The sequence below is a fragment of the Halomonas sp. V046 genome (assembly GCF_052645355.1).
Window position 1 is genome coordinate 21,843 of record NZ_JBQXYF010000017.1, and the last position, 20,970, is coordinate 42,812.

General features: G+C 63.8%; 17 protein-coding genes. 11 read left to right on the forward strand and 6 right to left on the reverse strand.

The window, feature by feature from the left end:
- Positions 1-3 precede the first annotated feature (3 nt).
- The 8 genes from ACUN9Y_RS19395 to ACUN9Y_RS19430 all read left to right on the forward strand — a co-directional run bounded on the left by ACUN9Y_RS19395 (position 4) and on the right by ACUN9Y_RS19430 (position 9,702).
- Positions 4-891: a carbohydrate ABC transporter permease gene (locus tag ACUN9Y_RS19395; protein WP_445462379.1), complete on the forward strand. Its 888-nt coding sequence runs from the start codon at positions 4-6 to the stop codon at positions 889-891.
- A gap of 99 nt (positions 892-990) precedes the next feature.
- The gene (locus tag ACUN9Y_RS19400) at positions 991-2,133 is read left to right on the forward strand and encodes an ABC transporter ATP-binding protein (RefSeq protein ID WP_445462380.1); all 1,143 of its coding nucleotides are present in this window, start codon (positions 991-993) and stop codon (positions 2,131-2,133) included.
- Between the two features lie 9 nt (positions 2,134-2,142).
- Positions 2,143-2,892, forward strand: coding sequence for an HAD family hydrolase (locus tag ACUN9Y_RS19405; RefSeq protein ID WP_445462381.1), 750 nt, complete (start codon positions 2,143-2,145; stop codon positions 2,890-2,892).
- Positions 2,893-3,009: 117 nt separating this feature from the next.
- Positions 3,010-3,786 (forward strand): L-iditol 2-dehydrogenase, encoded by a 777-nt coding sequence (locus ACUN9Y_RS19410; protein WP_445462382.1) that lies wholly within the window; start codon positions 3,010-3,012, stop codon positions 3,784-3,786.
- A gap of 202 nt (positions 3,787-3,988) precedes the next feature.
- Positions 3,989-4,612 carry a nucleoside triphosphate hydrolase gene (locus ACUN9Y_RS19415; RefSeq protein ID WP_445462383.1) on the forward strand — a complete coding sequence of 208 codons (624 nt, stop codon included), beginning with the start codon at positions 3,989-3,991 and terminating at the stop codon, positions 4,610-4,612.
- Positions 4,613-4,674: 62 nt separating this feature from the next.
- Positions 4,675-6,168, forward strand: coding sequence for a mannitol dehydrogenase family protein (locus ACUN9Y_RS19420; RefSeq protein WP_445462384.1), 1,494 nt, complete (start codon positions 4,675-4,677; stop codon positions 6,166-6,168).
- 17 nt (positions 6,169-6,185) lie between these two features.
- Positions 6,186-7,664: a xylulokinase gene (gene xylB, locus ACUN9Y_RS19425; RefSeq protein WP_445462385.1), complete on the forward strand. Its 1,479-nt coding sequence runs from the start codon at positions 6,186-6,188 to the stop codon at positions 7,662-7,664.
- Between the two features lie 568 nt (positions 7,665-8,232).
- Positions 8,233-9,702 (forward strand): amidase, encoded by a 1,470-nt coding sequence (locus ACUN9Y_RS19430; RefSeq protein WP_445462386.1) that lies wholly within the window; start codon positions 8,233-8,235, stop codon positions 9,700-9,702.
- A gap of 107 nt (positions 9,703-9,809) precedes the next feature.
- Here the strand turns inward: ACUN9Y_RS19430 and ACUN9Y_RS19435 are convergent, their stop codons facing one another.
- From ACUN9Y_RS19435 to ACUN9Y_RS19445, 3 genes are all read right to left on the reverse strand, one after another.
- Positions 9,810-10,124, reverse strand: a complete 315-nt coding sequence (locus tag ACUN9Y_RS19435; RefSeq protein ID WP_445462387.1) for an AzlD family protein — start codon at positions 10,122-10,124, stop codon at positions 9,810-9,812.
- Positions 10,121-10,855 (reverse strand): AzlC family ABC transporter permease, encoded by a 735-nt coding sequence (locus tag ACUN9Y_RS19440; protein ID WP_445462388.1) that lies wholly within the window; start codon positions 10,853-10,855, stop codon positions 10,121-10,123. The genes ACUN9Y_RS19435 and ACUN9Y_RS19440 overlap by 4 nt, the downstream gene beginning before the upstream one ends.
- A gap of 293 nt (positions 10,856-11,148) precedes the next feature.
- On the reverse strand, positions 11,149-12,144 hold the full coding sequence (locus tag ACUN9Y_RS19445; protein ID WP_445462389.1) for an LLM class flavin-dependent oxidoreductase: 996 nt from the start codon (positions 12,142-12,144) through the stop codon (positions 11,149-11,151).
- A gap of 634 nt (positions 12,145-12,778) precedes the next feature.
- Here ACUN9Y_RS19445 and ACUN9Y_RS19450 point away from each other — a divergent pair.
- The 3 genes from ACUN9Y_RS19450 to ACUN9Y_RS19460 all read left to right on the forward strand — a co-directional run bounded on the left by ACUN9Y_RS19450 (position 12,779) and on the right by ACUN9Y_RS19460 (position 17,755).
- Positions 12,779-14,452 (forward strand): BCCT family transporter, encoded by a 1,674-nt coding sequence (locus ACUN9Y_RS19450; protein WP_445462390.1) that lies wholly within the window; start codon positions 12,779-12,781, stop codon positions 14,450-14,452.
- Between the two features lie 249 nt (positions 14,453-14,701).
- Positions 14,702-16,351 (forward strand): BCCT family transporter, encoded by a 1,650-nt coding sequence (locus ACUN9Y_RS19455; RefSeq protein WP_445462391.1) that lies wholly within the window; start codon positions 14,702-14,704, stop codon positions 16,349-16,351.
- A 708-nt stretch (positions 16,352-17,059) separates the two neighbouring features.
- Entirely contained in the window at positions 17,060-17,755 is a 696-nt protein-coding gene (locus ACUN9Y_RS19460; protein WP_445462392.1) for an extensin-like domain-containing protein, read from the forward strand.
- A 297-nt stretch (positions 17,756-18,052) separates the two neighbouring features.
- Here ACUN9Y_RS19460 and ACUN9Y_RS19465 read toward each other — a convergent pair whose 3' ends face one another.
- From ACUN9Y_RS19465 to ACUN9Y_RS19475, 3 genes are read right to left on the reverse strand one after another with little or no spacing between them, the layout of a single operon-like run.
- The gene (locus ACUN9Y_RS19465; protein ID WP_445462393.1) at positions 18,053-18,301 is read right to left on the reverse strand and encodes a hypothetical protein; all 249 of its coding nucleotides are present in this window, start codon (positions 18,299-18,301) and stop codon (positions 18,053-18,055) included.
- Positions 18,302-18,338: 37 nt separating this feature from the next.
- On the reverse strand, positions 18,339-19,505 hold the full coding sequence (aguA, locus tag ACUN9Y_RS19470) for an agmatine deiminase (RefSeq protein ID WP_445462394.1): 1,167 nt from the start codon (positions 19,503-19,505) through the stop codon (positions 18,339-18,341).
- 7 nt (positions 19,506-19,512) lie between these two features.
- Positions 19,513-20,862, reverse strand: coding sequence for a Na+/H+ antiporter NhaC family protein (locus ACUN9Y_RS19475; protein WP_445462395.1), 1,350 nt, complete (start codon positions 20,860-20,862; stop codon positions 19,513-19,515).
- Positions 20,863-20,970: the final 108 nt, after the last annotated feature.

Here is a 20,970-nt window from a genome sequence, read left to right on the forward strand (position 1 = left end):
GCCATGACGACATCGACCACGACGACCACTCCCAAGGCCCCGGCGGCGGATGCTACGCGCTCCGATGCGGCGGCCCGCTCGCAGCGCTTACGCCGATTCACCATGGCCGTGCTGGGCTGGGGTGTGGCCTTGACCATCTTCTTCCCGATCTTCTGGATGATCCTGACGGGCTTCAAGACCGAAGCCGATGCCATCGCCGATCCGAGCCTGATCTTCAGCCCAACGCTCGATAGCTACGCCGAGGTCCAGGACCGCGCCGACTACGTCAAGTTTGCCTGGAACAGCGTTGTGGTGTCGTTCGGCTCGACCCTGCTGGCGCTGCTGATCGCGGTGCCGTCTGCCTACGCCATGGCGTTTCTGCCGACCAAGCGCACCAAGGGCACGCTGCTGTGGATGCTGTCGACCAAGATGCTGCCCTCGGTGGGGGTGCTGGTGCCGATCTACCTGCTGTTTCGTGATTTCGGCCTGCTCGACACCAAGCTCGGCCTGATCATCGTATATACCTTGATGAACCTGCCCATCGTGGTGTGGATGCTATACACCTTCTTCAAGGACCTGCCCAAGGACATCCTCGAAGCCGGCCGCATGGACGGCGCCGGCACCCTGCAGGAAGTGTGGTATCTGCTGCTGCCGTTGACGCTCCCCGGCATCGCCTCCACCGGGCTTCTGTCGGTGATCCTGAGCTGGAACGAGGCCTTCTGGAGCCTCAACCTGACGACCTCTCAGGCCGCGCCACTGACCGCCTACATCGCCTCGTTCTCGAGCCCCGAAGGCCTGTTCTGGGCCAAGCTCTCCGCGGCGTCGACCATGGCCATCGCGCCGATTCTGGTCTTTGGCTGGCTGACCCAGAAGCAGATGGTCCGTGGCCTCACCTTCGGCGCCGTGAAGTAACGACTTCGACACAGGATTTTCGGCGGGCCCTCGCGCTGACATGAACGGTGCAAGGGGTGCGATATGCCCCGGGGCGCCGCCAAATAAGAGGACAACAATATGGCAACACTTCAACTCGATCAGGTGGTCAAGAGCTTCGGCGATACCCAGGTGATCAAGGGCATCGACCTGGACATCCAGGACCAGGAGTTCGTGGTCTTCGTCGGTCCTTCCGGCTGTGGCAAGTCGACGCTGCTGCGCATGATCGCAGGGCTCGAGAGCACCACTGCCGGCGATATCAATATCGACAACCAGCGCGTCAACGAACTCGGTCCGGCCGAGCGCGGCCTGGCCATGGTGTTTCAGAGTTACGCGCTGTACCCGCACATGACGGTAGAGGACAACATGGGCTTCAGCCTGAAGCTCGCTGGGGTGTCGCGGGAAGATCGCCGTACCAAGGTGATGGAGGCGGCCAGGATACTGCAACTCGAACCGTTGCTTGAGCGCAAGCCCAAGGCGCTCTCCGGGGGGCAGCGTCAGCGCGTGGCCATCGGGCGCGCCATCGTGCGAAACCCGCGCATCTTCCTGTTCGATGAGCCGCTGTCGAACCTTGACGCCGCGCTTCGGGTGCAGATGCGCATCGAGCTTGCGCGGCTGCACGAAGAGCTCAAGGCCACCATGATCTACGTCACCCACGACCAGATCGAGGCCATGACCATGGCCGACAAGATCGTGGTGCTGCAGGGCGGCGTGGTCGAGCAGGTTGGCTCGCCGATGGAGCTCTACCACCACCCGCGTAACCGATTCGTCGCCGGCTTCATCGGCTCGCCGAAGATGAACTTTCTCAATGCTGTCGCCGAAGAAGGGAGTGCCCAGGGCGTAACGGTGCGCCTGCCGGGGGGCGGTAGCGTCAGTATCCCGGTGGACGGCGGCCAGGTGAGCGAGGGCCAGGCCCTGGACGTCGGCGTGCGACCGGAGCACCTGAGGCTCGATGACAGCGGTCCCTTGAAGGCGCAGATCAATGTGATCGAACGCCTCGGTGGCCAGACCTCGCTGTACGTGGAAATGGACGATGAGCTGATCACGCTGATGGTCGACGGCGACGTCGCGCACCGAGTGGGTGATGTGGTGCAGTTCGGCTTCGACCCTTCCCGCGCGCACCTGTTCAGCGCAGACGGCCTGGCCCTGCAGAGCCTGAGTCGTCATCCGCTGGCCTCGTTGACCCGCCAGGACAACCGTGTCGCCAGTGAAACAGAGGCCTGAGGAGCGCCCATGGAGACCCTGATTTTCGACTGTGATGGCGTGCTGGTGGATAGCGAAGTGATCGCCGAGATGACGCTGGCGGCGCGCCTCGCCGAGTGGTTGCCTGATCTCGATATCGAGGCCGAGATCGGCAAGGCGCTGGGGCAGACGACCGCAGCGATTCTGGCCGGGCTCGAATCCGCTAGCCAGCACCCGCTGCCGCAGGATGCCCTGGCGTTAATCGATGACGAGATCGAAGCTCGCCTGGCGCGCGATCTCATCGCCATCGATGGCGTCGCCGATGCCATCGCACGGCTGACGCTGTCCAAGGCGGTGGTGTCCAACAGCCGGCGCCAGCGCGTCGAGAGTTCGCTGAATCGCACGGGCCTGGCAGAGGTGTTCGGCGCGTTGCCGATCTTCTGCGCCGAACAGGTCGCCCGCCCCAAGCCGGCCCCCGATATCTACCTGCTCGCCGCCAAGACCCTGGGCGTTGAGCCGTACGACTGCCTGGTCGTCGAGGACTCTGTGTCGGGAGCCACCGCTGCGCGGGCCGCGGGCATGACGGTGATCGGTTTCGTTGGCGCCAGCCACATTGCTCCCGGTCATGATCAGCGCCTTGATGACCTCGGCGTCTGGCGCGTCATGCGCCGCATGAGTGAATTGCCGGGGCTGGTGCAGGCCTGGCAGCAACGGCGCGGGAGCCGCGCCGACCAGCAAGAACCTGACCGGCAAGCGCCTGGTCAGCAGGCAGACCACCATGGCTCGTCTGTGTCTCGCTAACGATGTCTCGCTAACGACCGTCGCCCGAGGGGGCCTGGCGGCCGCGCCCTGGCGCAGCGTCCACCAGACTCGGGGCAAGCTACTTACTTCAAGCCACTTACTTCAAGGAACGGATCGATGAAACTCACCGACAAGGTAGCGGTGATCACCGGTGGCGCCCGTGGCATCGGCCTTGCCATCGCCGAGCGGTATCTGGCCGAAGGCGCTCGCGTGGCCATCGCCGACGTCGACCCTGCGGCGCTGAAAGAGGGGCTTGGCCACCTGGGGGCTGGTGAGCGGGCTATCGGTGTGCACCTGAACGTGTGCGAGCGGGACTCCATCGACGCCATGGTGACGCAGGTGGTGGAGCGCTTCGGCACCATCGATATTCTGGTCAATAATGCCGCGGTCTTCGATATGGCCCCGGTGCTGGAGGTCAGCGAGCGGAGCTTCGATCGTCAGTTCGCGGTCAATGTGAAGGGCCTGTTCTTTACGCTTCAGCGGGTGGCCAGGCAAATGGTCGAGCAAGGCCACGGTGGCCATATCGTCAACATGGCCTCCCAGGCGGGCCGCCGCGGTGAAGCTCTGGTCAGCACCTACTGCGCTACCAAGGCGGCGGTCATCAGCTTGACCCAGTCCGCCGGACTCGGCCTGATCAAGCAGGGGATTCGTGTCAATGGCATCGCCCCTGGCGTGGTCGACACTCCGATGTGGGGAGAGGTCGACGCCCTGTTCGCCAAGTACGAAAACCGCCCGCTGGGCGAGAAGAAACGCCTGGTCGGTGAGCAGGTGCCGATGGGGCGCATGGGGCGTCCCGACGACTACGCCGGTGCCGCCGTGTTTCTGGCGAGTGGCGACAGCGATTACGTCGTTGCCCAGACCCTGAACGTCGATGGTGGCAACTGGATGAGCTAGTCGCCATGCCAGGCTCGCCGCCTCACACGGCGAGGCCCGCCGCCCCACACGGCTAGGCTCGCCGCCCCACACGGCTAGGCTCGCCGCCCCACACGGCTAGGCCCGCCCGCTGGGGCTGGTGTGCTAGGGCTTAAGTGCCAGGCCCGGAGTACAAGATCCCGGCCGCGAGACCGGGGCCGCCGACGGCAAGGAGCATCGCGTCATGATTCCCAGCATTGACCAGATCAACGAACGGATACTTCTCGGCGCCGAAGGCCGGGCCCGTTACATCGTGGCTCTGGCTGGCCCCCCGGGGGCTGGCAAGTCGTTTCGTTCGGCCTGGCTCGCCCGGACCCTCAACGAGCGTTGTCCGGGCAGCGCCGCCGTGGTGCCCATGGATGGCTACCACTACGACAATGCCGTGCTTGAACCACGGGGCCTGCTGGCGGTAAAGGGCGCGCCCGACACCTTCGACGTCGAAGGGCTACGTCAAGATCTGGTGCGTCTGAAGCGCGCCGATGGCGATGTCGCGGTGCCGGTGTTCGATCGCCCTCTGGACCTGGCTCGGGCCGGTGGCCGGGTGATCAGTAAAAGCCACCGAATTCTGATCGTCGAAGGCAACTACCTGCTGCTCGATGAGGGGCCCTGGCCTGCCTTGCGCAGGGATTTTGATCTGACCCTGTTTCTCGATGTGGACGATGACGTGCTCGAGCAGCGTCTGATCGAGCGCTGGCTCGGTATGGGCCAGGACCACGCAGGGGCCATCGCCAAGGCGCGTGACAAGGACATGCTCAATGCCCGCCTGATCAAGGCGTGTTCGGTGAGCGCCGATATCGATTGGCGTTAATGCCAAGGCCAGCACGACGCGCTATGGCATGACGGTTTTCCCACTTTTCCCTAGAGGTTCCCATGAGTCGACTCAACCAGGCCACACTTGGTCAGCTCGATCCGCGAGTCGCGCATCCGAGCTACGATCGCACCGGCGTCACGCCAGGCATCGTGCATATCGGTGTGGGCGGATTTCATCGCGCCCACCAGGCCATGTATGTTGACCGGCTGATGGACGCCGGGTTGGCTCTGGACTGGGGCATCATTGGCGTGGGCGTGATGCCTGGCGATCGACGCATGCAAGAGGCGCTGGCCGGGCAGGATCATCTCTACACGCTTGTTATCAAGCATCCCGACGGGACCCATGAGCCGCGTGTGATCGGCGCGATGCTCGACTATCTGTTTGCGCCCGACGACCCCGAGGGCGTGGTTGAGGCGATGGCCAATCCGGCCATTCGCATCGTGTCATTGACCGTGACCGAGGGGGGCTACAACTTTCATCCGGTCAGCGGCGAGTTCGATCTCGATGATCCCGATGTGGTCCATGACCTGGGCGAACCGACACGCCCCAGGACCAGCTTTGGTCTAGTGGTGGAGGCCCTGCGTCGGCGCCGCGAGCGTGGGCTGGCCCCTTTTACGGTGATGTCATGCGACAATATTCAGGGTAACGGCGACGTGGCCAGGCGCATGTTCACGGCCTTTGCCCGGGCCCGGGATGGCGAGCTTGCGCGCTACATCGAGCAGGCGGTGGCGTTTCCCAACTCCATGGTCGACCGTATCACGCCAGTGACCACGTCCACGGACATCGACGAACTCAGCACGCGCTTCGGCGTCGACGATGCTTGGCCGGTGGTCTGCGAGCCGTTTACCCAATGGGTGCTGGAAGATCACTTCGTCGCCGGGCGTCCGGCCTTCGAAGCGGTGGACGTCCAGGTGGTCGAGGACGTCGAGCCGTATGAGCTGATGAAGCTCCGGTTGCTCAATGCCAGTCACCAGGCGATGTGCTATTTCGGCTATCTGGCGGGCTATCGCCACGCGCATGAGGTGTGTCAGGACCCGCTTTTCGTCCAGTTTCTGCTGGGCTACATGGCCGAAGAGGCCAGCCCGACGCTGGCGCCGGTGCCTGGCGTCGACCTCGACGGTTATCGCCGAACCCTGATCGAACGTTTCGCCAACCCCCAGATCAAGGACACCCTGGCGCGACTATGTGCCGAAAGCTCGGACCGGATTCCCAAGTGGCTGGTGCCGGTGATTCGCCACCAGCTTGAGCACGGCGGGGAACTCAAGCGCTCGGCGGCGATCGTGGCCAGCTGGGCGCGCTACGCCGAGGGCATTGACGAGGCCGGTGAGCCGATTGTCGTGGTCGACCGGCTCAAGGCGCGTTTGATGCCACTGGCCGCCCGCAACCACGAGCATCCTCGCGCCTTCATCGAGAACCGAGAGCTGTTCGGCGATCTGGCCGACGCCCCGCGGTTTCTGCTCGCCTATCTTACGGCCCTGAAATCGCTGCACGAGAAAGGCACACGCGCTACCTTGGAGGCTTTGGTACTGGCGGGTCACGAGGGTGGTCCATAACCGCGGGGGAGACGCCGATGTATCTGGGAGTGGACTGTGGGACCCAGAGCACCAAGGTCGTAGTGGTCGATGTGCAGGCCGGCCGGTTGATCGCCGAGGCGAGCCATCCTCATCGGCTCACAGAGGGCGCGGGCGGGCGCCGCGAGCAGGCCCCCGAGGACTGGGTCGGGGCCTTTCGCGGGGCCTTTCATGAGGCCCTTGCGCGCGCCGGTGCCGGCGCCGAGTCGATTCGTGGTATCGGCGTATCCGGCCAGCAGCATGGCATGGTCGCGCTCGACGCCACAGGACAGCCGCTGCATCCGGCGAAGCTATGGTGCGACACCGAGACCGATGCTCACAATCAGGCGCTGATCGAGCGGTTGGGGGGCGAAGCCGGTTGTCTCGAGGCGCTGGGGCTGGTGCTGCAGACGGGCTACACCGCCTCCAAGATTGCCTGGCTGCGCGATACCCATCCCGAGGCCTATCGGCGCATCGATAGCCTGATGCTGCCCCATGAGTATCTCAACTTCTGGCTGACCGGCGAGAAAGCCGCCGAAGCCGGTGATGCCTCGGGGACCGGGTATTTCGATACTCGCACCCGGCGTTGGAGCAACACCGTCTTCGCCGCGATCGCACCGGAGCTGGACCCTGAGCGCGTGCTGCCGCGACTGATCGATTCCCGCGAGGCCGTCGGGCGAGTTCGGGCCTCGCTGGCGCAAGAACTGGGGCTTGGCGACGGCGTGCTGGTCTCGAGTGGCGGCGGTGACAACATGCTCGGCGCCATCGGCACAGGCAACATTCGCCCCGGCCGGGTGACGATGAGTCTTGGCACCTCGGGCACCGTGTGCGCCTGGTCCGAGACGTCGGTCGATGCCGGCAGCGCCATGGTGGCCAATTTCTGCGCCAGCCATGCCGGCTGGCTACCGCTGGTCTGCACCATGAACGTGACCTCTGCCAGCACGCGCATACGCGAGCTGTTCGGTCTGGATATCGCCGGCTTCAATGACGCCTTGAGCAGCGCCCCAATCGGTGCCGGTGGGGTCACCGCACTGCCGTTCTTCAATGGTGAAAGGGTGCCGTCGTTGCCCCTGGCGACGGCGTCCCTGGCCGGGCTGACCAGCCGCAATACCACCGCGCCCAATGTCTGCCGTGCAGTGGTAGAAGGCGCCACCTTTGGCTTGCGCTACGGGCTGGATCTGCTGGGCCCCCTGGCCGCGGGCGCACGCCAAGTTCGCTTGATCGGTGGCGGTGCCAGAAGCGCTGTGTGGCGCCAGATGGTCGCCGATATCACCAACACCGAGGTGGTATGCCCCAAGGTGGCCGATGCCGCGGCGCTTGGCGGCGCCATTCAGGCTGCATGGTGCGCTGGGGAAGGTGAACTGGACGCGCTTTGTGATCGCCTCGTGCATCTGGACGATGCACTAGGAGCGCTTCCTGCTGGTGAGAATGTCCGTGCCTATAGAGACGCCTATGAGCGTTACCAGGCAACGCTTTTGAATGAGCATGGCGTGGGGTAGCCTGCGCCAGACAAGATGCCTGGTTCGCTGCCTGCTCCGCGCACAGTGCAGGTCAGTGCAGGTCAGTGCAGGTCAGTGCAGGTCAGTGCAGGTCAGTGCAGGGCAGTAGAAAGGGCGAGCCTGCAGCGATGCCAGGATGGCCCCGCGCGGTGTTGGCGCAGGGGCCATCATGCGTTCAGGGGAGTGCTTTTCGTTGTTGGCGGTGGTTAGAGCCCGTTCGGCCAGGAGTACCGTAGCGTCTTGTCATGCGTCATCTTATCGATCGTGGCGGGCCTGCCAAGGCACGTCGGTCTAGCCAATATGTCTAAGGTCTTGCCATTTTTAGCTCAGCAGCATTGACCAACGACGTCGGCATCGTGGATGGTTAGTTGATATATACAACAAGCCGTATTTTGTATTTCTCAACGTCCAGCGCTAGGCGACTAGTAGTTCTTGAGCCTGAACTTGAGCCTGAGCCTTTTGGCTTAAGCGCCGAAGACAGGACCGCGTGGGCAGATAGTCTGCGCGTAGCCGGCTGCTTGGGGGCATGGTGAGCTCCGGCGCTATCAATCTGTGAGGTGTGTCTGTCATGACCGATGCCGTAAGCCCCGATCACCGCGTCGCCACGATCGTCGATTGGGACGCCTCGACGCTGTCTCATGCCATTCACACCCGAGAGGCGTCCTGCCGTGAGGTGATGACGGCGTATCTTGCCCATATCGACGCGGTGAATCCGCGCGTCAACGCCATCGTGTCCCGGGTCGATAGTGAGCGTTTGCTGGGCCAGGCCGACGAGCGTGATCGTCAACTCGACCGCGGCGAGTCGATGGGCTGGCTGCATGGCGTGCCCCAGGCGATCAAGGATCTGTCGCCGACCCAGGGCATCACCACCACCCTGGGCTCGCCGCTGTTCGCCGACCAGGTGCCCGAAGCGGATGGCTTGATGGTGTCGCGTATGCGCAAGGCGGGGGCGATCATCATCGGCAAGACCAACAGCCCCGAGTTTGGCCTCGGTTCGCAGACCTACAACTCGGTTTTCGGTGCGACGCGCAATGCCTTTGACCATCGCCTGTGTGCCGGCGGGTCCAGCGGCGGTGCGGCCGCTGCACTGGCCATGCGTATGCTGCCGGTGGCCGATGGCAGTGACATGATGGGGTCGCTGCGCAATCCCGCCGGCTATCACAACATTTTTGGTTTCCGCCCTTCCTTCGGACGCGTGCCCCACAGTCCCGTTCCGGAGATTTTTGGTCATCAGCTGGCGACCGAAGGGCCGATGGGGCGTCGCGTCGATGACCTGGCCCAACTGCTGGCTATCCAGGCCGGTCCCGACCCGCGAGCTCCCTTGGCCCTGAGCGATGCTGGCCGGCACTTTGCCGAGCCGCTGCAGCCGCTGTCCGCGCAGGCCCATCCGAGAATCGGCTGGATCGGCGATTGGCGGGGCTATCTGGCGATGGAGGAGGGTGTTCTCGACGTCTGTCACGAGGCGCTCAAGGTCTTCGAAGGCCTGGGCGCCGAGGTCGAGGCGCTGACGCCGGACTTCGCCCCCGAGCGGTTGTGGGAGAGCTGGTTGACCCTGCGCCAGTGGGCGGTGGCGGGGAGCCTTAGTGAGCTGTGGGCGGACCCCGAAAAGCGCCGCCTGCTGAAGCCTGAAGCCCGCTGGGAGGTCGAGCAGGGCATGACGCGCTCGGCCCTCGATGTGCACCGGGCCAATGTGTCGCGCAGCGCCTGGTACCAGTGCCTGCTGGCGCTGTTCGAGCGTTTTGATGTGCTGGCCCTGCCCAGCGCTCAGGTGTTTGCCTTCGACGTCGACACGCCCTGGCCCAACGAGGTCGCCGGGCGTTCCATGGATACCTACCACCGCTGGATGGAAGTCGTCATCGCCGGGTCTCTCGCCGGCTGCCCGGTGATCAGCGTGCCGGCAGGCTTCAGCCGACAAGGCAAGGCCATGGGCCTGCAGCTGATCGCCCCGCACCGCGATGATCTGGCACTGTTGAGGCTCGCCAAGGCCTATGAAGCCGCGATCCCCGAGCTGTTGGGGCGTCGTCCCGCAGGGCGCTAGACGGCGTCAGGCATGGTGGTGGGTGGGGCACTGGGGCACTGGGGCACTGGGGCGCGCTGGGGCAAGGTGACTCGAGGCCACGCTCTCGGTGTCCGCCGCGTGCTTGCTCAGCCGAAGGCCAGTCGCCAACATGCTGCCGTGGCCATGCCGGTGGCTATGGCGGCCAGGGTCTTGCCGGTGGTTAGCATCACCGTGGTGGTGGTCACCAGCGCCAGGCGAGCCGCCGTGTCGCCGTCCAGTGCCATGGGCATGATGACGGCGACCAGCACCGAGCCGGCCATGGCATTGATGAAGCGCTGAACGCGGGGGCCGATCGGCACCCAGGACATGATCAGCACACCGCCCGCTCGGGTTAGGTATGACACTGCGCCCATGATGACAATCGCCAGCATGGCGCCGAAGTCCGCTGTCGGCAGGTTCATGGGGCGTCGTCCTGTGCTGTGCTGGCCTTCGGCGGAATCAGCAGACCCGCCACGCCGCCGGCAATGGCGCCGACGATCACGTGAGTGTTGTCGGGCAGCCACTTCAGGGCGGCCACCGCGGCGACCCCCGCCGCTATCCAGCAGGCCAGGACACGCTGGTCGGGCTTGCCCCCCAGCAGCACCGCCAGCAAGAAACACCCCATGATCACGTCGAGGCCGAAGCGCTGCGGTGATGACACCCCAGCGCCGAAGGTCACGCCGATCAGGGTGCCGAGCATCCAGGCTAGCCACAGCGCGATGCCGCCGCCTACCAATACGCCGACGTTGCGCTCCCCGCGCTGAAAGTCGCCGATGGCCATGGCCCAGTTGGAATCGCTGACGAGTAGCATCGAGGCGTAGCGGGGTGCCGTAGGTAGATCTTTCAACCAGGGGTAGAGGGCGGCGCCCATCAAAAGATGGCGCGCATTGATCGCTAATGTGGTCGCGACCAGGGCGATCAGGGGAATCTCCGGCCCCCAGAGATCGAGCGCCGCGAACTGCGCGCTACCGGCGAAGACGAGGGCGCTCATGGCCAGGGTCTGAAGCTGTGACAACCCGGCGCCGGGGGCGGCGACACCGAAGGCCATGCCGAACACCACGACAAAAAGGCAAAGCGGCGCCATGCGCCTGAAGCCTGACGCCACGCCTGCGGCGTCGAGGCGAGTGTGGGAGGTATTCTGAGAGAGGGGCATCGAGCTGGTCAGCCTCCGTGCGAACAGCGTCTCCCCGCGGCCAAGGAGCTGGCCTCGGGGCAAGACAACGAGTCGGGTGGGTCCCAGACCCTATCCTCGGCGCTTACCGGCTCCTGTTCAAGGAGCCCCCTGCTGATGGCCCCCTTAGTCACTGCGTGCCGCTGGCGATGCCAATACGGGTGGACAACCGGTGTCCAGCATCCAGTGCTCGAGTCTGTCGGCCAGGCGCGTAACGCCGGCACGTAGTGCCCCGCCCCCGGCTCAGGCTCAGGCTCAGGCGCCCCGCCCCCGGCTCAGGCGTGCCAGATGTCGGCGACAAGACGATAGCTTTCCAGGCGATCCTCTAGGGCATAGGTGTCGGTGTTGAGCATTAGCTCATCGGCACCGGTGCGCTCGAGGAATCGCTCGAGGCCTTCTTTTACGGTCTGTGGCCCACCGATCACCGCGGCGGCGAGAAAGCTCTCGACCTGGACGCGCTCCATGGGCGACCAGTCGAGTTGCTCCACGGGCGGTTGGGCCAGGCTGCGCTTGCCGCGAATCATGCCCAGGAACTTGAGGCGTGCGGTGCTTGCCAGGTACTGCGCGTGGAGGTCGTTGTCGGCGGCAATCACCGGTAGACCGACGATGGCATAGGGGGCATCGAGCACTTCAGAAGGGCGGAACTGGTCACGGTAGACCCTCAGCGCCTCATCGAGTTGACCCGGAGCGAACTGCGCGGCGAAGGCGAACGGCAGGCCCTCTCGAGCGGCTAACTGGGCGCTGTAGAGGCTCGAACCCAGCAGCCATAGCGGCACGTGGGTGCCTTGGCCGGGTACTGCGCGCACTCGCTGATCGGGCTTGGCATCGCCCAGATAGCCTTGGAGTTCGGTGAGGCGCTGGGGGAAATCATCGCCCCCCGCGTAAGGGTCGCGACGCATGGCCGCCATGGTGGCCGCATCTGAGCCTGGCGCACGCCCCAAGCCGAGGTCGATACGCCCAGGGTAGAGCGTCTCGAGGGTGCCGAACTGCTCGGCCACCACCAGGGGTGGGTGGTTGGGCAGCATGATGCCGCCGCTGCCCACGCGGATGCGTGATGTCTGGCTCGCGACATGGCCGATCAAGACGGCGGTGGCGGCGCTGGCGATGCCTTCCAGGCTGTGGTGTTCGGCCAGCCAGTGGCGGGTGAAGCCCGCTGTCTCGGCCTGCTGAGCCAGGGCAACACTGGCGTGGAAGCTATCGGCGACGGAGCCCCCGGCGCGGATCGGGGCCAGATCCAGCACGGAAAGTGGTGTTTGGCTGAGTCGAGGCATCGATGTCTCCTTCTTGATATGGGGAATTTCCTACAAAATGGATGTATTCGTAGTGAATTTTATGCCACTCCGGTAAGTGGTCGGCAAAAGGCACTTTTTTTCGATCAAGTTCACTATGATGAGGGCGTGGTTCGTGGGTGGGACCGCGGTCGGGTTGTCATCACGCTTGCTTGGGTGTGGTCGAAAAGCAGCGGGCGAAGAACAGTGGTCGAAAGCCGATCTCGGCGCCGTTCCCTTTAGCGATGTTCGTTGGCCACGGTTGGCTAGCTACGGTTCGCTAGCCAGTGCCACGGCGAACCTTCGTCCTGGCTGCTCAATGACCGGAGCAGATGGTCGAGGGACACGGGCATAGGGCTCGACGGCGCCAAGCGTGCCTCTGGGTCGGATCGACACGCCGATGCGGAGAAGCGGGATACGGCCGTCAAGCCAACGTTTGCGCTGGTGACACCTGACATATAGATAACATGCTAACAGTTATCGCGAAACTTGGTCTGCAAAGGCTGCTCGGCATCCGCGTCACTGCCGGGTCGTCCGACACGGCGCATCCTGGTGGGAGATGGGCGGGAACAGGATGCCGCGGCGGCGCTGCACAGGCCTTCCGAAATGCGACATTGATAATAACTAGGAAGGCAATATGCAACAGAACGATGGACAGCGGGTCTTCTACGTCTCCGCGATTATCATAGCGATACTGGTCGCCCTGGGCGTCCTCTTCCCCGTCGGATTTGGCGACGTCGCAACCGCCGCCTTGAATGCGGTGTCACGCCTGTTTGGCTGGTTCTATCTCCTCTCTGTCTTCGGCATCATGGTGTTCCTGCTGGCGCTGGCCATGGGCAAGTATGGCAAGGTGCGGCTGGGGCCACAGGATAGCAAGCCCGAGTATGGCTTCTTCTCCTGGGTCAGCATGCTGCTGGCGGCGGGGTTCGGCGTGGGGCTGGTGTTCTATGGCATGGCCGAACCGATGACGCACTACATCTCGCCGCCTTACGGTGATGTTGCGCCGGAAAGCGCCGAATCCGCGCGCTATGCCATCCAATACGCCTTCTTCAACTGGGGCGTGCATCAGTGGACGGCCTTTGCGTTGGTGGGGTTGATCATCGCCTACTACCAGTTTCGCAAGGAGCAGGCTGGGCTGGTGTCCGTGGTACTGCGTCCGCTGACGGCCAAGCGCCCAGGGCTTCAGCGCTTCAATGGCGCCCTGGATGTCTTTGCGGTGGTGGCCACGGTGATGGGGGTTGCCACCTCGTTGGGCCTGGGGGTTCTGCAGACCAATGGCGGCCTGCATGCGGTTTTCGGGCTCCCCGAGAACGGCTTCTGGCAGTTCATTATCCTGTTCTGCATGTTCCTGGCCTATATGGCATCGACCTGCTCCGGACTCGACAAGGGCATCAAGCGGCTGTCGAACCTGAACATGATCATGTGTATCGCCATGATGCTCTATGTGCTGTTTACCGGGCCGACGTTGAAAATTCTCGAGACCATCACTTTGGGGTTCGGCGACTACCTGCAGAACTTCCTGGTCATGAGCCTACGCATGTCGCCCTACAACGGTGACAACTGGGCACAGAACTGGACGATCTTCTATTGGGCCTGGGTGATTGCCTGGTCGCCGTTCGTCGGGACTTTCGTTGCCCGTATCTCGCGCGGTCGTACCATCAAGGAGTACGTGTTCGGCGTGCTCTTTGTCCCGCCGTTGCTGGCCTGCCTGTGGCTCGGTGTCTTCGGCGGTACGGCCATCCACATGGAGCTGGCCACCGAAGGGCTCGGCCTTGCCGCCGCGACTCAGGACAACATCACCGTGGCGTTGTTCAAGATGTTCGATCTGATGCCATTCTCCGGGCTACTGTCGGTGATGGCGATGATCTTGATCTTCATCTTCCTGGTGACATCCGCCGACTCTGCCTCTTACATCGTCGCCCAGATGACCGATAACGGTTCGATCAATCCTCCGCTCTACAAGCGCGTACTGTGGGGCGTATTGATCGCCGCCATCTGCCTGACACTGATTGCCTCAGGGGGGCTCAAGGGCTTGCAGGCCGCGGCGGTACTCTCGGCACTGCCCTTTACCTTTATCCTGTACATGATGGTGGTGGTCTTGATGCGTGAGTTGCGCAAAGACCGCAAGCTGATGCTCGACGGGCTCTATCACCATTACAAGGAAATGCCGGTAGGGGCAGACGCCTTCGAGGCTCGTGACCAGGCCAAGGAGGAGGGTATGGCCCCGCCGGAGGAGGCACTGAAGCAGGACGACGAGGATGTCTCTGGCACCCACACCATGGCAACCACGCGGCCCAAGCCTCAGTCCTAGCCATGCAAGCCATGTGAGCCGCGACACGAGGCGAGACGAGCGCGTTAGGTGAGCGAGGCTCAGAAGACTCGCGAGTTCTGTCCCGGTCGTAGCAGTAGCCGCTGAATCCGGCGCCCCCTGGGCGCCGGATTTTTTTGTCCGATACTCGGGCGGGCGCCGTACGGGGCTAGGTTCTGTGCTTACTCGGGCTTGGTTTGCTAGCCTGGCGGCCATTGTTCATCCGAGTTGCCTCACGGCAAGGAGCTTTTTATGAAGGGTCAAGGAGGACCGAGGATTCTGTCGGCGTCCGGTGGCCAGCGCGTGTTTTTTCTGTCGGCACTGATCATCGTCGTGTTGGTGGCCTTCGGGGCGGGCTTTCCGGAGGCCTTCGGACATGTGGCCGATGCTGCACTCGGCAAGATCTCCCACCTGTTTGGATGGTTCTACCTGCTGGCCGTGTTTGGTTTCGTCATCTTCCTTGGCGGGCTCGCGCTGAGCAAGTACGGCAAGGTGCGTCTAGGGCCCCAGGACAGCACTCCGACCTACGGTACCTTTTCCTGGATCAGCATGTTGCTGGCGGCAGGGTTCGGGGTGGGATTGGTGTTCTACGGCATGGCCGAGCCGATGAGCCATTTTGCATCGCCTCCCTATGGCGATGTGGCGGCAGAGACCCCCGAGGCGGCGCGTTACGCGATTCAGGTCGCCTATTTCAACTGGGGCGTCCATCAGTGGGCGGCGTTTTCGTTGGTCGGGCTGATCATCGCCTACTTTCAGTTTCGCAAGGGCCAGGCCGGGCTGGTGTCATCGGTATTGTCATCGGTCACCGCCAGGCGCCCATGGCTGCGCCCTTATACCGATAGCCTCGATGTCTTTGCCGTCGTCGCTACCGTAATGGGGGTAGCGACGTCGCTGGGGCTAGGTGTGCTGCAGACCAACGGCGGATTGCATGCGGTGTTCGGTTTGCCGGAGAACGCCTGGTGGCAATTCGTCATCCTGTTGTGCATGTTTCTGGCCTATATGGCGTCGACCTGGTCCGGGCTCGACAAGGGCATCAAGCGTCTGTCCAACCTCAACATGATCCTGTGCATCGCCATGATGCTGTATGTGCTGTTCACCGGGCCGACGGTACAGATTCTCGAGACCATTACCCTCGGCATTGGCGACTACCTGCAGAACTTCATTGGCATGAGCCTGCGCTTATCCCCCTATGACGGTAACGACTGGGCCAGCCAATGGACGGTCTTCTACTGGGCCTGGGTGATCGCCTGGTCGCCCTTCGTGGGGACCTTTGTCGCTCGAGTGTCGCGGGGCCGCACCATTCGCGAGTACGTGTTCGGGGTGTTGGTGGTGCCGCCGCTGCTGGCGTGCCTGTGGATCGGTGTGTTCGGTGGTGCTGCGCTGCACATGGAGCTCGGTGGGGACGTAGGGCTTGCCGCCGCGACTCAGAACAACATCACTGTGGCGCTGTTTTCCATGTTCGATCAAATGCCGTTCTCGTCGCTATTGTCGGTGATGGCGATGTGTCTGATTTTCGTTTTCCTGGTGACATCGGCGGATTCGGCCTCATTCATCGTCGCCCAGATGACTGACGACGGCTCGATCGAGCCGCCACTCTACAAGCGGGTGTTGTGGGGCGCATTGATCGCGGCGATCTGCTTTACCCTGATTGCCGCCGGTGGCCTTGAAGGCTTGCAGTCCGCCGCTGTGCTTTCGGCGCTGCCCTTTTCGTTCATCCTGTTCATGATGGTCTGGGTCCTGGTCAAGGAATTGCGAGCGGATCGCAAGGCCATGTTGGCGCAGTTATATCGCCGCCACGGAGAAACACCGGTCGGCGCCGATCCTTTCGAGGCGGAAACACTTGCCGACGAGGAGCGACTGCGGCGGGCGCCGAATGTGGTCAACCGCCGAATCAATCACTGAGTCTTTGCCGTCATGCTCGCCAGGGCCGTGGAGGCGAAAACGGCCCCGTGCCGGGCGGAGAAAACGGGAGTTCCTGTGCGTCGCCTGCTACATTAGACGACTTCAGGACTCCTTTTGGGTCAGGCGTCGTTTCGGGTCTACGCTAAGAGGAACGGTTGAAAGGATGTCAATCATGTCTCCCCCTTCCCAGGCTCGCGGTGCTACTCGCCGTGGGTCTCGCCGTCGCCGCAGGATGCCGGCGCTCTCCTGGGCCTCCTTCGACCGATGGCTGGATCGCCTGGTCACGGTGGCCGTCGCCACCGCTGTCGTGGTGGGGATAACTGCGCTCGTGTTATCACTGGTGGTTGGCCGCTAGTGAGCGTCTGCGGCTGAGCCCGTGTGAGAAGCCCGTGTGAGAAGCCCGCCTGTTCCGTAGGCTCCGTCTGTCATCGAGCCGTCGTGTGAAGCCGCGGCGATATGGCTCCCTCCTTCTGTCCTCGTCATGACGTCCTGTGAGACGCTCGCACTTCGGTCAATGGTAATGGCCCTGCGCCAGGGCCATGGCCCTGAGGCTCGTGACGTTTGAAGCGGTCCTATAGCGTGCCGCCGTGGCAGACCCGGTCGCTCGACAACCGCGTTCGGATCGCCGGATGGGGGCAGGTGACGCGCCACACCGACTTTCGATGGCATGCGGGCGAGCGGACGAAGGCCGGGCGCTAGGGGAGACACATGATGCGACTACGCTGGATTCTTGTGCTGGTGGCGGTGGGTGTGGCCATCGACAAGAGTGACTGGACGCCTCCTCCGGCCTGGATTCCTTGGGCCCCCCTTGCGATCGATGACCCCGTCACCCCGCTGACTACCTTCAAGTTGGCGCGGCTGAAGGGGAATCCCGAGGCCTGTCGGGCGACGCTTGCAAGCGCTCCCGATCTGCGCTTCACAGCGCTTGCCGATACCACCGTGGCCGGTTGTCCGCTGAGCAACATCGTGCGGGTCACCCGCAGTGGCGTGACGTTCTCCTCGAGTTATCTGGCGTCGTGTCCGTTGGCCGTGGCCTGGGCGCTGTTCGAGCGTCATGGCCTCGAGCCGGCAGCCCAGCAGGAGCTGGGCGCCTCGGTTGAGCGTGTCGATCATCTCGGCAGTTTCGCCTGCCGCAATATCTATGGTCGGGCCAATGCCCGGCGCAGCGAGCATGCCAGCGCCGAAGCCCTCGATGTTGCCGGGTTCGTCCTCGACGACGGACGACGAGTATCCTTGCGTCAGGACTGGGGGGAGGGGGCCGAGGGGGTGTTCCTCAAGCGTGTTCAGCGGTCTGCTTGCGACGTCTTCGGTACCGCCCTGGGGCCCGATTACAATGCGGCACACGCCGATCATTTCCACCTTGGGGTGGGTACCGGTCTCGGTGTGGGGGGGATCTGTCGCTAGGGCTGGGGCGCACTTGTGGACCCCGTGTACGGGCCGAGGTCGGGGGAGCAAAGCCGAATTCAAGCAGTAGCTGATGCCGTGGCTCGCCTGGCGCGGCCTGGTCTGGCGCTGGCCAACCAGCGCGAATGGATCGCGGGTGACGAGCGGTGAGGCGTGGGCTTCGACACGACGGCGGGCCCCCGAAGGCGCCCGCCTGTTTCGTGCTCGGCCACCGCGCCAGCGCCGGCCTCGCCCCATGATGGGCCTCACCGGCTGCTCCTTGGCCATCGACTGGCCTGGAGAGTGGCGACGGGACGGTTACCGGTTGAGGTCGATGTCCTCTGAGTCGGTGGCGGCACCGGTCGCAGCACCCACACCACCCCCGATGGCGGCGCCTTGGCCGACATCGCCGCCGGTCACGGCGGCCGCACCGGCCCCTACGGCCGCGCCGACCCCTGCGCCGCTGAGAGCACGTTCACCGGTGCCTGTGCCGCAGGCGGTGAGGCCAAGTGCCATGGCGCCAGCGAGAAGGGTAAGGGTAACGCGCTTGGTGGAAAGGCTATGCATGATGTATCTCCAATATTCGATATGTTCTCCATCGAGCCTAGAGATCCCCTGGCGACTGTGCAATGTCGGGGAGGTCGCTCGAGTGTCTCCTTTGGCAGACATGGGGCACGACCCTGGGCTGTTGCTGAGTGATACAGTGGATGTTGCCCCCGCCGAGCAAGATCTCACGGGCCGGCACGCCCACGACTCGGCGCCCCGGGAACAGCTCGCCGACGGTGGCCATGGCAGCAGCGTCTTTTTCCGGGTCGAGCAATGGCATCACCACGACCGTGTTGCCGACGTAGAAGTTGACGTAGGAGGCCGCCATGCGATCACCGGGCTGACGCGGGTGTGAGCTCGATAGACGGTCGATGCCACTGGCCTCGTCTTCGGCGATGTGCAACGGGCCTGGTTGGGGCAGACGATGCACACGAATCGCGCGACCTTTCGCGTCGCGAGCCGTTTCAAGAACCGCGAGGGCTTCGCGGCAGATGGCGTACTGGGGGTCCGTGGCGTCGTCGCACCAGGTCAAGGCAACTTCGGCCGGCGCGACGAAACAACACAAATTGTCTACATGGCCATCGGTTTCATCGAGATGGCAGCCCCGGGGCAGCCAGATAACCTGACTCACCCCGAGGTAGTCACACAGCAGTTGCTCCATCGCGATGCGGTCGAGCCCCGGGTTACGGTTCGGGTTGAGCAGGCACTCTTCGGTGGTGATCAGAGTCCCTTCGCCATCCACATGGATGGCGCCGCCCTCCAGCACCACACCGGCGGTGAAGCGCGGCACGTCGAGAATCTGGGCGATCTTCTGACGAATGCGGCGGTCCTTGTCCCAGGGGAAATAGAGCCCTCCCTTGAGGCCGCCCCAGGCATTGAATTCCCAGTCGACCATGGCCAAGCCGTACTCGGCGTGGGTGAGAAAGGTCGGGCCGACATCGCGCATCCAGGCGTCATTGCTGGACAGCTCTACCACCCTGATGTGCTCCGGTAGCTGGAAGCGAGCGTTCTCGTACTGGTCGTCGTTGACGCCAACGTAGACCGTCTCGCTGTCGCTGATGGCGGTGGCCACCTCGACGAAGGCCTGCTGCGCGGGTTTCGCCCCCAGGCGCCAGGTGTCCGGGCGCTGGGGCCAGAGCATCCAGCAGGCATCGTGGGGGGCGAATTCGGCGGGCATGGACCAGCCGAGTTCGGCGGGAGTCGGGGACGCGCTATCGTTTGTCATGGCAGGCTCACAGAAATCCGATCAACAGAAATACACCGGTGGCCAGGGCCGCGGCAATCAGGACATAGGGCAATTGGGTCAGGGCATGGGCCATCGGGCTGCAGCCACTGCCCTGGGCAGAGAGCACCGTGGAGTCACCATAGAAGCAGGCGTGGCTACCGAAGGCGCTGGCGGAAATCAGGGCCCCGACGACCAGCGGCATATTGGCATCCATGCTCTGGGCCAGCGGCAGCACGATGGGCATGGCCACCGCGAACAAGCCCCAGAAGGAGCCGGTGGCGAAGGCCAGAAACGCCATGGTGACGAAGACCACCGCCGGCAATAGCCCCGCGGTCATGAGTGGTTCGACGGCATCGATGACGACCTGGGTGAGACCGAGCACATCGTTGACTTCCTTGAGCGTAAAGCCTGCCACCAGAGTACCCAGCGGCATGATCATCGCCTTGAAGCCGTCCAGTGCCGTATCGAAGGTGGCGTCGAAGCTTAATAGCCGCTGTGCGGCAATCAACACCAGCGTGACGGCCAGGGCCACGATAACGCCGCGGAGGATATCGATGTCGAAGTACCAGGTGGCGAGGATGAGGCTGGCGATGGGCAGCAGGAAGTTGATCAGGTGGGGCGTCTGGCCGCCCTCGCTAGCCTCGAGGGAAAGGGCATTGTCTTCGCCCCCGTCGGGTACCGGTTGGCCGCCACGGGCGCGTGCCTCGGCGGTCTTCATCGGTCCGATGTCGGGCAACCAGCCGAGCGCGACCAAGGGGACGATGGCCGCCGCGACCCAGGCGTAGGCCATGTAGGGGATCGACTCGATGTACAACGACATGCCGTTGGCGGTGACATGGTTGTCTTCGAGCAGGCCGGCGAAGAATACCGCCCAGGTGGAAAAGGGCACCAGTATGCACACCGGGGCCGCGGTGGAGTCGACGATGTACGCGAGCTTTTCCCGGGATACGCCATAGCGGTCGGTGATCTTCTTCATCGAGGCACTGATGGTCAGCGCATTGAGGTAGTCATCGACGAAGATCACCAGACCGAGCACCCAGGTGGTGATCAGGCTTTGACGACGCGACGCCAGGCGCGTGGTCATGGCGTCGCCGAAGCTCAATACGCCGCCGGTCTTGACCAGCAAGGCAATCAGACTGCCGAATAGTCCACAGACCAGAATGATCCAGGTGACCGTATCATTGCCGAGGACCTCGAGCAGGATGTTGGAACCTCGAGTGATGACCTCGGAAGGGTCGATCATGAACAGGCCGACGAGGCAGCCGGCGAGCAGCGATTCGATGGTTCGGCGAGTCATGATGGCCATGATCAACACCACCAGGGTGGGGACCAGGCTCCATATGCCATAGGTTTCCATGCAGGCTCCGGACTATTGTTGCGGCCTGTAGAGGCCGAGCTGTTGTGTGAGGGAGCGAAGGAGAACAGACGACCCAGGAGCTGCCCCCGGGGGCCGAGGCCTCCACGG

Coding starts and splice junctions, on each gene's coding strand:
- ACUN9Y_RS19395 (WP_445462379.1), top strand. CDS start 4: ATGACGACATCGACCACGACGACCACTCCCAAGGCCCCGGCGGCGGAT.
- ACUN9Y_RS19400 (WP_445462380.1), top strand. CDS start 991: ATGGCAACACTTCAACTCGATCAGGTGGTCAAGAGCTTCGGCGATACC.
- ACUN9Y_RS19405 (WP_445462381.1), top strand. CDS start 2,143: ATGGAGACCCTGATTTTCGACTGTGATGGCGTGCTGGTGGATAGCGAA.
- ACUN9Y_RS19410 (WP_445462382.1), top strand. CDS start 3,010: ATGAAACTCACCGACAAGGTAGCGGTGATCACCGGTGGCGCCCGTGGC.
- ACUN9Y_RS19415 (WP_445462383.1), top strand. CDS start 3,989: ATGATTCCCAGCATTGACCAGATCAACGAACGGATACTTCTCGGCGCC.
- ACUN9Y_RS19420 (WP_445462384.1), top strand. CDS start 4,675: ATGAGTCGACTCAACCAGGCCACACTTGGTCAGCTCGATCCGCGAGTC.
- xylB (WP_445462385.1), top strand. CDS start 6,186: ATGTATCTGGGAGTGGACTGTGGGACCCAGAGCACCAAGGTCGTAGTG.
- ACUN9Y_RS19430 (WP_445462386.1), top strand. CDS start 8,233: ATGACCGATGCCGTAAGCCCCGATCACCGCGTCGCCACGATCGTCGAT.
- ACUN9Y_RS19435 (WP_445462387.1), bottom strand. CDS start 10,124: ATGAACCTGCCGACAGCGGACTTCGGCGCCATGCTGGCGATTGTCATC.
- ACUN9Y_RS19440 (WP_445462388.1), bottom strand. CDS start 10,855: ATGCCCCTCTCTCAGAATACCTCCCACACTCGCCTCGACGCCGCAGGC.
- ACUN9Y_RS19445 (WP_445462389.1), bottom strand. CDS start 12,144: ATGCCTCGACTCAGCCAAACACCACTTTCCGTGCTGGATCTGGCCCCG.
- ACUN9Y_RS19450 (WP_445462390.1), top strand. CDS start 12,779: ATGCAACAGAACGATGGACAGCGGGTCTTCTACGTCTCCGCGATTATC.
- ACUN9Y_RS19455 (WP_445462391.1), top strand. CDS start 14,702: ATGAAGGGTCAAGGAGGACCGAGGATTCTGTCGGCGTCCGGTGGCCAG.
- ACUN9Y_RS19460 (WP_445462392.1), top strand. CDS start 17,060: ATGATGCGACTACGCTGGATTCTTGTGCTGGTGGCGGTGGGTGTGGCC.
- ACUN9Y_RS19465 (WP_445462393.1), bottom strand. CDS start 18,301: ATGCATAGCCTTTCCACCAAGCGCGTTACCCTTACCCTTCTCGCTGGC.
- aguA (WP_445462394.1), bottom strand. CDS start 19,505: ATGACAAACGATAGCGCGTCCCCGACTCCCGCCGAACTCGGCTGGTCC.
- ACUN9Y_RS19475 (WP_445462395.1), bottom strand. CDS start 20,862: ATGGAAACCTATGGCATATGGAGCCTGGTCCCCACCCTGGTGGTGTTG.